Here is a 12613-nt window from a genome sequence, read left to right as displayed (position 1 = left end):
CAGGCGCAGGAGCCGCAGCCGACGCTGTTCTCCCGCATCCCTTGCCTATACCCGTCAACGACCTTTGCAACGATTCGTCACGGTCCCTTGTTCCCTGGGGGGCGTTGGTGCGCCTCCGACCAGTGTGAGCACGTCCGGGGCGATCAGGCCCTCCCCGCGGCCCTCCGGCCCCTCCAGGGCGGCTCAGGCCCCGCCTCCGCCGTACACGTGCGGGGCCAGAGTCCCGACGAACGGCAGGTTCCGGTACCGCTCCGCGTAGTCGAGCCCGTACCCGATGACGAACTCGTTGGGGATGTCGAAGCCGATGTACTTCACGTCGATCTCGGTCTTGACGGCCTCCGGCTTGCGGAGCAGCGCGCAGATCTCCAGCGAGGCCGGGTTGCGGGAGAGCAGGTTGCTCACCAGCCACGACAGCGTCAGGCCCGAGTCGACGATGTCCTCCACGATCAGGACGTGCCGGTCGAGGATGTCGGTGTCGAGGTCCTTGAGGATGCGGACGACGCCGGACGACTTGGTGCCCGAACCGTAGGACGACACGGCCATCCAGTCCATGGAGGCGGGCGAGTGCAGCGACCGCGCCAGGTCGGCCATGATCATGACGGCGCCCTTGAGGACCCCGACGAGCAGCAGGTCCCTGCCCGCGTAGTCGGCGTCGATCTGCGCGGCGAGCCCGCGCACCTTGGCCTGCAGGTCGTCCTCGGGGATCAGCACCTTCGCCAGGTCGTTGCCCAGGTCCTTCTCGTCCACAACCCCACCTCATAGCTCAGACCTCGCCCGTCCGGTGGGACGGACGTCGGACGGACACCGCCGCGCGCCGTTCGGGCAGTGCGCGGCGGACGCGACACGTGACGATCCGCACACGCCGCGACGTCAAACCGGGCCGAACAGCAGCTTCCCAGACCTCCGGAAGGCGCGCAGCCCCCCTGGCAGATCCACGTGCCGCTGGCCGTGCCAGGCCGTGACCAGCCGATCCACTGCATCGATATGGACCGCCGCGAGCGTACCCGGTGGGCTGCCGGCCTTTACCGCCGCCATCCGCAGCACCCTCGTACGGACGGCTCTGGGCAGCCCTTCGAGCCCATCCAGGCGGACGGCAACGTTGCAGCCGTCTTCGGAGGTCTCCAGGTCGGAGTAGGCGCGGGAAGCCATCTCGTCGAGGGCGTCGGCGTCGTCGCGCAGCATCCTGGCCGTCCGTGCCAGCGCTTGGGCCACTCCCGGGCCAAGGGCCTTCTCCAGGGCGGGAAGGGCCTCGTGCCGGACGCGCACGCGCGCGTAGGCGGGGTCGATGTTGTGGGGGTCGTCCCAGGGGTCCAGCCCCATGGCCTTGCAGGCGCGGCGCGTAGTGACGCGATCCAGCTCCAGCAAGGGCCTCAAGTACCTGACGCCTTCGGAGCGCCTGAAAGAGGCGGGCATGCCAGACAACGAGCGGGCCCCGGAACCACGCGCCAGCCCTAGCAGGACGGTTTCGGCCTGGTCGTCTTGCGTGTGCCCAAGCAGGACGGCGGTCGCCCCCATTTGATGGGCGGCACCGTCAAGGGCCGCGTATCGAGCGTCGCGGGCTGCGTTCTCGGGGCCGCCGGCCCCGTCGACGGTCACCGCGATGGAACCAGCTGGGTCGAGACCGAGGTCGACCATTGTCCGGACCACCGCGTCAGCACGCTGGTCCGAGCCGTCTTGCAAGCCATGGTCGATAGTGATGCCTCCGGCCGAACGCCCTGCCCTGGGCGCTTCGAAGGCCAACGCCCCAGCCAGCGCCAGCGAATCGGCGCCCCCGCTGCACGCTGCCAGCACCACTCCCCCCTGCGGCAGGCCGGCGAGCACCCGGCGCACAGCAAGACGTACCGCCGCCACAGCCGGATCAGGGCCCATGGCAAACGTCTACCACCACACGGTGCCGTTCGCCCAAGGCAGGTCACGCCAAGGCAGGTACCGGCTCAAGCGCGCTACGGCTCAGGCCTCGCTGGCCTTGGGCGGGGCGTCGATGGCGCGTGTGCCGACGACCCTGCTCATCCACAGGCTGGGCTCCTTGATCTCGTCATGGGTCGGGAGCGTCTCCGGCGACTGCCAGACCTGGTTGAAGCCGCTCATGCCGGCCTCCGTGACGACCCTCCGCACGAACCGCGACCCCTCCGCGTACTGCTTCATCTTCAGGTCGATGCCGAGCAGGCGCCGGATCGTCTTGTCGAGCTTGGAACCGCCAGAGCGCCGCCCTTGGAAACGCGACCGGATCTGCTGGACGGACGGCACGACCTCGGGGCCCACCGCGTCCATGACGTAGTCGCCGTGTCCTTCGACGAGCGTCATCACGGCGGTGAGGCGGTCGAGGATCTCCCGCTGCTCCGGCGTCTGGATCGCGTCGATGAGGTTGGAGTCACCGCCGCGCACGGCGTCGGCGACGGCCTCGGCAGCGTCCCGGATGCGGTCCAGCATCATGCCGGGGTCGAGGTCGGACGCGAGGAGGAACTTGGTCATCTGGTCCTGGACGTACTCGCGCAGCCAGGGGACTCCCGTGAACTGGGCCCGGTGCGTCTCCTCGTGCAAGCAGACCCAGAGGCGGAAGTCACGCGACTCCACACCGAGCTCCTGCTCCACATGGACGATGTTGGGCGCGACCAGAGTCAGCCGCCCTGTCGGCGCACGCCCGGACGGGTCCGGAGGCAGGAACAGCTCGTACTGGCCCAGAACACGGCTCGCCATATACGCCAGAATCGCGCCGACCTGCATGCCCGTGACGCGCGAACCGACCGCCTGGACGACAACGTTGCCCGCTCCACCGAGGGGGCCGCCGTTGCTCCGTTCGGACATCTGCTCCATGAGCGGCTCCAGCACGACCCGGAAACCGTCCACGTTGGCACGGATCCAGCCAGGCCTGTCCACGACAGTCGCAGGGTCCGGATCGAGCTCGGACGCCATGCCGGTGAAGTCCCGCACGTGCCCATGGGCGATCTTCGACAGGGCGCGCAGCTCCTTCACGACCTCACGGGCCTCGGCATGGGTGACCTGCGGCCCGGGCCTGACGAGCCGGGTGCCGGCCTGGACCGCCAGGTTCCAGTCGATCATTGAGGCGCTCATGTCACCACCGTACGTTCGGAACGCGGCGCCGGAGCGCCCTGCATGGTCGTTCAACGAACAACCGCTTTGGTTATCTCCCGTACGGCCTCCCCCACACCCGCGCCGCGGGTCGGGTGTCGGGCCTCAGATCAGCCGCATCCGCAGGTGGCCACCGCTGCCGCGAGCTGGTCGAGCTTGCCGGGGTCGACCGGTCCCTTGCCGTCCCCCGCCATGAACGCGAAGGCGAGCAGACGTCCGTCCGCGTCGTAGGCGAGTCCGGCCAGGGTGCTGACTCCCGCCAAGGTGCCGGTCTTGGCTCGCACCATTCCCGCACCCCCCTGGCTGGCCGCGACGGTGTAGCGGGGCGCGCTCAACGTCCCGGAGAAACCTGCGATCGGCAGACCGGTGATGACCGGGCGCAGCTTCGGATGGTCCCCGCCCGCAGCGAGCGAGACGATACGGGCGAGCGCGATAGGCGAGATGCGGTTGAGCGGCGACAATCCACTGCCATCGTTGACCGAGACCCCCTCGGCCACACCCAGCCCGGCGAGAACCTGTCGGACGGCCTGCGCGGCATCGGCGAACGTGGCGGGACGCCCCAGTTTGATGGCCACCTGGCGGGCCACCGCCTCGGCCACGTCGTTGTCGCTGTCGGTCAGCAAATGCTCCACGAGCGCGGACAGCGGGGGCGACTGGACGGCACCGAGTTGCACGGCCTCCTTCTGCGCGACCGTCGAACGCCCGGCCCTGGCACTGACCCCGTTCTTGGCCAACAGACGCGCGAACTCCCTTGCCGCCGCGGAAGGAGGGTCCGAGACCCTTGTCCTCCTGGACGGGTCAGACGGCGCCACCCGTCCCTCGTCGACGGTCAAGGCACTGACAGGCGCCAGTTCGCCGTCGGGGAGATAGTTGGGTTTCCAGCCCGCAGCCGTACGGGGACCCTGATAGGCGGACGCGTCGTAGTCCACACGCACCTGGCCCGTACCGGAAGCCTTCAAGGCAGCAGCCGTCTGGCGGGCCAGGTCGGTAAGCGACGCATAGGGCGGGTGGCCGGCTCCAGGGCGCGGTGGGAGCGCCGTCAAGGTAGGATCCCCGCCTCCGACCAGAATGATCCCGTCGCCCGTGCCGCGCACGACCCGGGTGGTGATCCGGTGGGCCGGGCCGGCCGAGGCCAGCGCCGCCACCGACGTCGCCAGCTTCGTCGTCGAGGCCGGGGTGGCGGGCTGCCCGGCGCGCAGCTCGTACAGCGGCCGCCGGGACTCCGCGTCGACGACCACCGCGTTGATCTTCGCCTGCGGTCCCCCGATCAGCGCGGAGAGCCGTCCCGCCAGGGCGGACGGGTCGGGCGGACGGCCCGACCCGGGATCGGCGGCGGGGATCGCGGCGGACGACGGCGCGATCCGCACCAGGTCGCGCGCCGCCACGCTGGGCGGTTGCGGCGACAGGCGCCGGTCCGGTGTGAGTTTCACCACTGCCAGACCCGCGGCGACGGCGAAAACGTTAAGGAGGGACAGCGACAGGACTGCGAGGGCCCGGCCCCGTCCAGGCACGTGACCGCCCCTCTCCCACTCAGCACTCACCAACGTGCGACATCCTTATACAGGGGAACACTCACCTGTGGTGCCGGCCTCGCCCACAGGCTCCCGAAAGACTATTCACTGCGAGCGCGCAGGGAGCGGAGGAAATCTTGGATTTCGACGTCACGATTGAGATCCCCAAGGGCCAGCGGAACAAGTACGAGGTGGACCACGAGACCGGCCGCATCCGGCTCGACCGCATGCTCTTCACCTCCACGCAGTACCCGGCCGACTACGGGTTCGTCGAGGACACCCTCGGCGAGGACGGCGACCCCCTGGACGCCCTGGTCCTGCTCCAGGAGCCGACCTTCCCCGGCTGCCTCATCCGCTGCCGCGCCGTGGGCATGTTCCGCATGACCGACGAGGCCGGCGGCGACGACAAGGTCCTGTGCGTCCCCGCCACCGACCCCCGCATGGAGCACCTGCGCGACATACACCACGTCGCCGAGTTCGACCGGCTGGAGATACAGCACTTCTTCGAGGTCTACAAAGACCTGGAGCCCGGAAAGTCCGTCGAGGGCGCCAGTTGGGTGGGACGCGTGGAGGCCGAGCAGGAGATCGAGCGTTCCTTCAAGCGCGCCTCCGACCAGGGCGGCCACTGAGTCGTCCCCGGCCCGTGCGGCCGGCCGGGCCGTTCGGAGTCGCAGACGGCGCCGACCCGCTCCCCGCCGCCCACGCGACACTCGTGGGGAACCCTTCTGTAGGACTCCTACAGAAGGGTTCTCGCTTTCTACGACGACTTCTTTCAGCCCGCAGGACGGGTGGCACCGATCAGGTCCTGTCGGTGGATGCTCGCAATACGCACGTGCGCACCGGTGTAGGGCGCCTCCACCATGCGGCCGTCACTGAGGTAGAGGCCGACGTGGTGGATCGTGGCCGGGTCGGACCGATTGGTCGCGAAGAAGACCAAGTCACCCGGGCGCAGCTTGCTGATGGGGATGTGCGGTCCGGACGTCCACTGCGTGCCCGTCCAATGGTCTAGCCGCACACCCGCCTTGTTCCACGCGTACATGGTCAGGCCTGAGCAGTCGAAGCCGACCGTCCCTGCGCCCTGAGCGATGCCGTATGTCGGCCCCTCCATGTCGCCCCCGCCCCAGGAGTAGGGCGTTCCGAGCCACTTGAGCGCCGCCTCGACCGCGATGGCACCGCGTGCGTCAGGCGGCACCTCCTTCGGGACGGGGAAATCCGAACGGAACTTGCGCGTCTGCGCCCTCTCCAGCGCACGTTCCCGCGCGCGCTTGACCTCCGCAGCCCTCGCCTGGGCTTTGCCAAGCTTGCGTTCTAGATGGCGCTTGTCAGTTTCGATGCGCTGGACGGCTGCTTGTTGGGTGGCCACGGCGCCTTGCGCGAGCCCTTTGGCCTCGTCGGCTCGCCTCGTCGCTGCGTCTTGCTCGTCCAGTGCGGTCTTCGCCTGGCGGCGGAACACGTCCGCGACCGTCTTCGAGGCTTCGACCCGGCGGAACATGGCGGCTCGGCGTTCGGCGAGCATCTTGACCATGCCGGCGCGGTCCATGAACCCCTGAGGCCCGCCTTCACCCGCGACGGCCGAGGACATCGGGTCGTAGCCGGTGTTGTCCCGGTAGACCTGCGCGGCGAACGACGCCAACTCGGCTCGGGCCGCCTCCACTCTCCGGTTCGCCTCGGCAAGCCTTCCTTGAATGTCCCTGTACGCCTCTTGCGCCCGCCGCAGCTGCACCAGTTCACCGTTGTAGCGCTCCACGGCGGCCTCTGCGGCGATGGCGAGCCTGTCGAGTTCGCCGTCCGCCTGGGCGAGCATGGCCTTCGTCCGCCCGACTTCGGCCGCCCGCTCCCTGACGTCGCGTTCGCTGCGTTCGACGTCCTTCGCGCTGGGGCCGGGAGGGTCCGACGGGCGGGCGGACGCACCCGGCACCAGAACGCTCATGCCGATCGCGACGCCAGAGGTGAGAGCGACCAGCCGCAGCGCCCTGCTACTGGCGGGAGACGGGGTCACGCGACGGCGACGTAGCTCAGGTGCGCCAGGTGCCATGATCACGTCCTCCCCGCCCGCGGTCCTACCTAGCGCAAATGATCAGCTACGAAGCGTAGTTGACTCGGGAAATGGCAGGTACAAACGCCACGCGATGAAGGTGGGCGAACAGTCGCGCGCCAGGCGCCGGGTGTCAGGCGCTGAGCGTCGGACTGGCGCCGGACGGCGCGGTGCCAGAGGGGGGCGGTGTGGGCGCCTGCGACGGAAGTGGGGTCGCCGCAGGGACAGGCGACGAGTAAGCAGGATCCCCGTCGGCCCGTGGTGGGCCGGATGGGCTCGACGCAGTGCTCCCCTGCGCAGGACTAGCTGGCCGGTGCGCTTCAGGCGGCGCGGTAGGAGCGGCCGTATCGGAACGCCATGTGACGTGGACCTGAGTCCCACCTGGCCGGAACGTGAGCGTGGTTCCTCCGTAGGGCTCTCGCTGCCGCGAGACGTGAACATGGACGGTCACGCTCTGCCCAGGGCCAAGGCTTCCGGAGGACGGACTGACTTTGAGGGAGTCTTGGCCCTTCGCCTGCCAGGTCACTGGCCCGCCCTCTGCCTTTAACTCTATGGAGCCGTCTGATCCTCCTGCCAGGTCCAGGAAGAGGGGGGAGACCGTCAGCACGCCCGCGGCCACAGACATCGCGGCCCCATCAGAGAAGGCAAGCATCGAGGGCGTGTCTAAGAGAGCGGGCAGCGGCGCGGACGAGATCTGTGCGCCCAGCGGGAACGTGGCCATGGGAAGGGCGTTAAGGGCACCGGGCGCCTGCGGAGGAACAGGCGACTTCCGCACGGGCCCAGGCCTCTGAGAGATGCCGGGTACGGCCGTCGGACGGGGGCCGGCCTGCTCGTCCTTGTCCTCACGCTGGGCACCGACGACGTACATGGAGGCGACCCCGGACGCTGACAGAAGCGCCACAACCACGAGCGCGGCAGAAGCACGAACGACCTGTGCGTAGAGCTTGGCTGCTCCCCTTTCCTCCCTAGCCGCCTTACGCGGGCGGGTGAACCTCCAGCGCCGGCTCTGACGGGCTGCCCGCCCGGGGCGTCCGGAGGCGCTCTGGACGGGAAATCCATCGGACCTGAACTCCGTGACGCGAGTGGCCACGAAGAGCCTGTAGCCAACGAGTTCGGGATCCAGGAAGCAACTCATCACTCTGAGCCGCGTCTCTGGCGCGGGTACCGCGTCGGGCAGCAGCCCGTACACCTTGGCGGCCGACACGCTTCTGGGACGGAGGCTTCCGCAGGCGGAACACTCTCGCGCGTGCCCCACCAGCCGCTTGCTGAGGTCGTGGGTGAAATCGCCCTGCCGCTCACGCAGCAGGTGAGCACGCTCAGGGCAACCGTAGGGCCCCTTGTTCGCGAGCATCTCCGCGGTCAGCGCCGCTTCGAGCTCGCCGTGCGCGCAGTCGAGCGCCGTTTGCGCGTCCCTCGGCGACAACCCGAACACGGCGGCGAGGTCGGGAACCGACAACCGGCGCCTGACGTGCAGTTCCAGGAGCTCCCGGGAGAGGGGCGGCAACCCCAGCACGGCCTGCCACGCCGTGATGCGCTGGTCGACGTCCTCCTGGTCGTGGCTGGCGACCGGCACGTCCGGCACGAGGTGCCTGGGCGGCATGCGGCGGGCGCACTCCAGCCGGGCGATGGCGTAGAGCCATGGCTCGAACCGGTCGGGCTCGCGCAGCTTGCCGATGTGCGCCTCGGCCACGATGAAGGTGTCACGCAGGGCGACCTGCGCCGCGTCGCGCCCCCGCAGCTGAAACCAGCAGTACGCGTAGAGCTTCTCGGCATGGGCGTCGTAGACCGCGGCCGGGGCGCCGGGGTCGCGCTCGCGCAGCGTCTCCACCAGAAGATGGTCGCTCATGCCAGAAAAGGTAAAGGCTGCCGACGCTCTTTACCAGCAAATTCAAGGGATCACACTCCGACACCGAACATCATCGTTACCTCTCAATTAGGTCTTTTTGGACTGTGTCACACTTAATGGACTTTGGGGCGCTTCGACCGTAATACTGCAAGGTTCACCGTGTTCACATGACCAGCGCGCCGCCCCGTTGAGCGATCAAGTGACTACCAAGAGTGATATAGCGGGAATTTCGGACTGACAGTCGGCGATAACCATTCCATGTTCGGGGAGGTCGCACTTCCCGCGAGGGCCACAGAGGCCTAACCAAACGGTCACCCGGACAGCGAATACCGTCACCATGACGCTTCAAAGGGCAATTCGACGACGACTTCGTTCACAGGCAGGCACCCCATAGCCCAAGGCGGCATTCGGCCATGGCGCCCGCCATCAGCCGGTCAGCGGCGACGCTCCCCTGCGGCCCGCGCTCCACATACCCACGCGGGGACCAGGGGGCTCAGGACGGGAGCGCCCTTCGACCTGAAAGAAGTTGACACTGTCATCGTGACAGTGTCATCATCGACCACATGGACGATGACACCTGGACGATCGCCGAACTGGCGGACCGTGCCGGCGCGGCTCTCGCGGCGGACGGGTCCGCGCAGGTCAGCGGCCGGGTGCGCGACCTGCCCAACGAGCGGCTGATCCGCTGGTACACCACCATCGGCCTCATCGACCCGCCCCTCGGCCGCCGCGGCCGAACCGCGCTGTACGGGCCCCGCCATCTCCTCCAACTCGTCGCGGTGAAGCGGCGCCAGGCCTCGGGCCGCTCCATCTCCGAGATCCAGATCGAGCTCGCCGCCGCGACCGACGCGGACCTCGCCCGCATCGCCGCCCTCCCCGGCCCGCCGGGCACCCGTTCAGGCGGCCTGCCGGCCCCTGGCGCTCCACACGGCCGAACAACCGGGGCCCCTGGCTCGAGCCCTCAGGCCACTCGGGACGCCGAGCAGGCTCCCCACGGCCACTCCCCCGCAAGCCCAGAGAGCCAAGGCGGGCCTCCAACGGCCCCCAAAGGTGCGGAGGGCAGCGAGAGAGGGAGCTTCTGGAGCACGCGACCCGATGTGTCGTTCCACCAGAACGTCGATGCCAGCGGCTATGGCGAAGACCGTCCCGCGATCGTCCAGGGCGTCCGGCTCGCTCCCGGCCTCACCGTGCTCCTTGAGGTCCCGAACCTGAACGGCGACGACCTCGCCGCCATCGAGGCGGCCGCTCGTCCACTGCTCGACGAACTGCGCCGCCGCGGCCTGCTCGCCCGCGTGGACACCCCCGCCGAAAGCCCCGACTTCCAGCCCGCCGCCCCACCTCGGAGGATTCAGTGACCGTGCGCATCCTGCCACTACCCGAGACCGCGCCACCGGTACCCGACCACGGGCTCGGCGCGCTCAGCACCGACAGGGGAAACCTGCCGCTCGACTCCGTGGACGTGCACGCGTCCATCACCGGCCTCGCCGCTGGCATCGAGGTCGTCCAGGGCTTCCGAAACCCGTTCGACGTGCCGCTGGAGGCCACCTACGTCTTTCCCCTGCCCGACCGCGCCGCCGTCACCGCACTGCGCATGGAAGCCGCTGACAGGGTCATCGAAGGGAGGCTGAAAGAGCGCGGGCAGGCGCGGCAGGACTACGACACCGCCATCGCAGCGGGTCAACGCGCGGCCATCGCGGAAGAGGACCGCCCGGACGTGTTCACCATGCGGGTGGGCAACATCCTGCCGGGCGAGCGGATCACGATCAGGCTCTCCCTCGACCAGCTGCTGCCGCACGAGTCGGCGTCCAGCGCGACGTTCCGCTTTCCGCTCGTCGTCGCCCCCCGCTACATCCCCGGCGCCCCGCTCGACGGCGAGCGCGCAGGCTCCGGGGTGGCCGACGACACCAACGCCGTGCCGGACGCGTCCCGGATCAGCCCGCCCGTCCTGCTGCCCGGCTTCCCCAACCCGGTTCGGCTGGCCGTCACCGTCGACATCGATCCGTCCGGGCTTCCGCTCACCCAGATCCGGTCGGCGCTGCATGTGGTCGCCGAGGAGGGCGACGGCGAGCGGACCACCGTGCGCCTGCAACCGGGCGAGCGCCTCGACCGCGACTTCATCCTCCGCCTCGACTTCGCCCCCCACGAAAGCGCGGCCCTCGCCCTCGTCCCGGACGAGTCCGGCGAGGAGGGGACGTTCAGCCTCACCGTCCTGCCGTCGGGAGAAGCGAGGCCCCGCCCGCGCGACGTGGTGCTCGTCCTCGACCGTTCCGGCAGCATGTACGGCTGGAAGATGGTCGCCGCCCGCCGCGCCGCCGCGCGCATCGTCGACACCTTCCGCGCCGAAGACCGGTTCGCCGTCCTGTCCTTCGACAACGTCATCGAGCGCCCGCGCGACCTCGGCTCCGGACTGGCCGACGGCACCGACCGCAACCGGTTCCGCGCCGTCGAGCACCTCGCGGCGCTGGGCGCGCGGGGCGGCACCGAGATGCTCGCCCCGCTCGACGAGGGCTGCCGCCTGCTCACCGACCCCACCCGCGACCGGGTCCTCGTCCTCATCACCGACGGCCAGGTGGGCAACGAGGACCACCTCCTCGCCCACCTCGAACCGCGGCTGCACGGCGTCCGCGTGCACACGGTCGGCATCGACCAGGCCGTCAACGCCGGCTTCCTGAACCGCCTCGCCGCGATCGGCGGGGGCCGTTGCGAACTGGTGGAGTCCGAAGACCGCCTCGACGAGGCGATGGAGCACATCCACCACCGGATCGCCGCCCCGCTGGCCACCGGCCTCGCCCTGCACGCCGACGGGCTGGAGATCGTCCCCGACACCGTGGCGCCCACCCGGCCGGGCGCCCTGTTCCCCGGCGTACCGCTCCAGATCGCGGGCCGCTTCCGAGGCGCGCCGTCCGGCACCCTGACCGTCCGGGGGACGGCATCCGACGGCACGGCCTGGGAGCAGCGCGCCACCGGCATCGTCACCAAGGACCCGGCCACCCGATCCATCTGGGCCCGCGCGCACCTGCGCGACCTAGAGGACCGCTACACGGTCGGCGGCCCCGGCGACCTGGAACAGCGCATCATCTCGACCTCCCTCCGGTTCGGCGTCCTGTGCCGCTTCACGGCGTTCGTAGCGGTGGACAGCCGGGTCGCGACCGAGGGCGGGACGCCCCACAAGGTCGTCCAGCCGGTGGAGACGCCCCGAGGCTGGGCAGGCGCCGCGCCGATGGCCGAACGGCAGGTGTCCCCGGCGGCCTTCGCCATGGACATGGACGAGGACTTGGACATGGATATGGACCTGCAGAGGTCGGCCCCGCCGGCACGTTCGGCCCCCATGCCCCCTGCACCGATGCCGGCCGCCCCCTCCGGCCCACCCCCGATGCCGCAAGGCGCCCCTCCCGGTTACGGCGCACCCCCTCCGGCCTCGGCCCGTCCCGCAGGCCGCCCCCTCGGCCGCGCCCGCCGGCCGGCAGGCCCCGCGCCCTCGTCCCGCCCCGCGCCTTCGCCCCTCGCCGGGTTCCAGCAGGAACTGGCCAACGTCCTGGGCCGCCTCCGCCAGGTCCCCGATACACGAGAAGAGCGCATCCAGCACCTGCTGAGCGAACTCCTCCCCATCCTGGAGTCGATCGTCCAGCGAATGCAGACCCTCTCCCTGGACACCAAGGTCCTCGCCGACCTGCGCGACGACCTGCACCGCCTCCGACCCACCGCCGACCAGCCCACCGTCAGCGACCAGTGGACCCAGGCGCTCCAGGTCCTCGCCGCCTTCACCGGCGAGGCCCCACCCCGCCGCCCCTTCTGGAAACGCTCCAACTAGCCCAAGGCGGGGGCGTCCCCAAGACGGGACGCCCCCGCCACTCCACGCGCTCCCTCTGGCGCCATGCAACAAAGCGTTCTGGAGTCCCAAATGTCGGCAACGTCAGACACAGGCGCTCCCGACAGGCGGCGACGGCCGCCCGCACCTGCCAGAAACCAGAGCCCACCGGGCGCGAGCAAGAGCTCCTCCGATGGCCGAGAAGCCCCTCGCGACCACCAAAAAGGCATGCACCAACGGCAGAGAACCCCAGCATGGGCGGACGGGCCCGGAGCACGAGGGGGTCCCCTCCCGCACCGCATTGGCAGAAGCGTGGCCCGGCA

9 protein-coding genes are annotated in these 12613 nt (G+C 69.9%); 3 read left to right on the top strand and 6 right to left on the bottom strand.

Annotated features, from left to right (window positions below; all coding sequences use genetic code 11):
- Nucleotides 1-183: 183 nt before the first annotated feature.
- The 4 genes from hpt to dacB form a co-directional block, all read right to left on the bottom strand.
- Nucleotides 184-747, bottom strand: a complete 564-nt coding sequence (gene hpt / locus BJY14_RS24300) for a hypoxanthine phosphoribosyltransferase (protein WP_179845740.1) — start codon at nucleotides 745-747, stop codon at nucleotides 184-186.
- 123 nt (nucleotides 748-870) lie between these two features.
- Entirely contained in the window at nucleotides 871-1869 is a 999-nt protein-coding gene (gene tilS, locus BJY14_RS24295; RefSeq protein ID WP_179845739.1) for a tRNA lysidine(34) synthetase TilS, read from the bottom strand.
- 81 nt (nucleotides 1870-1950) lie between these two features.
- The gene (locus tag BJY14_RS24290; RefSeq protein ID WP_179849591.1) at nucleotides 1951-3060 is read right to left on the bottom strand and encodes an Rv3626c family coenzyme F420 biosynthesis-associated protein; all 1110 of its coding nucleotides are present in this window, start codon (nucleotides 3058-3060) and stop codon (nucleotides 1951-1953) included.
- Between the two features lie 140 nt (nucleotides 3061-3200).
- Nucleotides 3201-4601 carry a D-alanyl-D-alanine carboxypeptidase/D-alanyl-D-alanine endopeptidase gene (dacB, locus tag BJY14_RS24285; RefSeq protein WP_312879380.1) on the bottom strand — a complete coding sequence of 467 codons (1401 nt, stop codon included), beginning with the start codon at nucleotides 4599-4601 and terminating at the stop codon, nucleotides 3201-3203.
- A 137-nt stretch (nucleotides 4602-4738) separates the two neighbouring features.
- Between dacB and BJY14_RS24280 the strand changes: the two genes are divergently transcribed.
- Complete coding sequence (locus tag BJY14_RS24280; RefSeq protein WP_179845738.1) at nucleotides 4739-5230, top strand: inorganic diphosphatase; 492 nt, start codon at nucleotides 4739-4741, stop codon at nucleotides 5228-5230.
- A 143-nt stretch (nucleotides 5231-5373) separates the two neighbouring features.
- Here the strand turns inward: BJY14_RS24280 and BJY14_RS24275 are convergent, their stop codons facing one another.
- Together BJY14_RS24275 and BJY14_RS24270 are read right to left on the bottom strand one after the other, a co-directional pair.
- Nucleotides 5374-6531 (bottom strand): C40 family peptidase, encoded by a 1158-nt coding sequence (locus BJY14_RS24275; RefSeq protein ID WP_246396068.1) that lies wholly within the window; start codon nucleotides 6529-6531, stop codon nucleotides 5374-5376.
- Between the two features lie 238 nt (nucleotides 6532-6769).
- On the bottom strand, nucleotides 6770-8482 hold the full coding sequence (locus BJY14_RS24270; protein WP_179845736.1) for a hypothetical protein: 1713 nt from the start codon (nucleotides 8480-8482) through the stop codon (nucleotides 6770-6772).
- Nucleotides 8483-9045: 563 nt separating this feature from the next.
- Here BJY14_RS24270 and BJY14_RS45530 point away from each other — a divergent pair.
- Nucleotides 9046-9837, top strand: a complete 792-nt coding sequence (locus BJY14_RS45530; protein ID WP_179845735.1) for a MerR family transcriptional regulator — start codon at nucleotides 9046-9048, stop codon at nucleotides 9835-9837.
- On the top strand, nucleotides 9834-12293 hold the full coding sequence (locus BJY14_RS24260) for a VIT domain-containing protein (protein WP_179845734.1): 2460 nt from the start codon (nucleotides 9834-9836) through the stop codon (nucleotides 12291-12293). The genes BJY14_RS45530 and BJY14_RS24260 overlap by 4 nt, the downstream gene beginning before the upstream one ends.
- Nucleotides 12294-12613 lie beyond the last annotated feature (320 nt).

Origin of the sequence: Actinomadura luteofluorescens (genome assembly GCF_013409365.1) — a bacterium.
Taxonomy (GTDB): Bacteria; Actinomycetota; Actinomycetes; order Streptosporangiales; family Streptosporangiaceae; genus Spirillospora; species Spirillospora luteofluorescens.
This window is presented reverse-complemented; position numbering and strand designations above follow the sequence as displayed.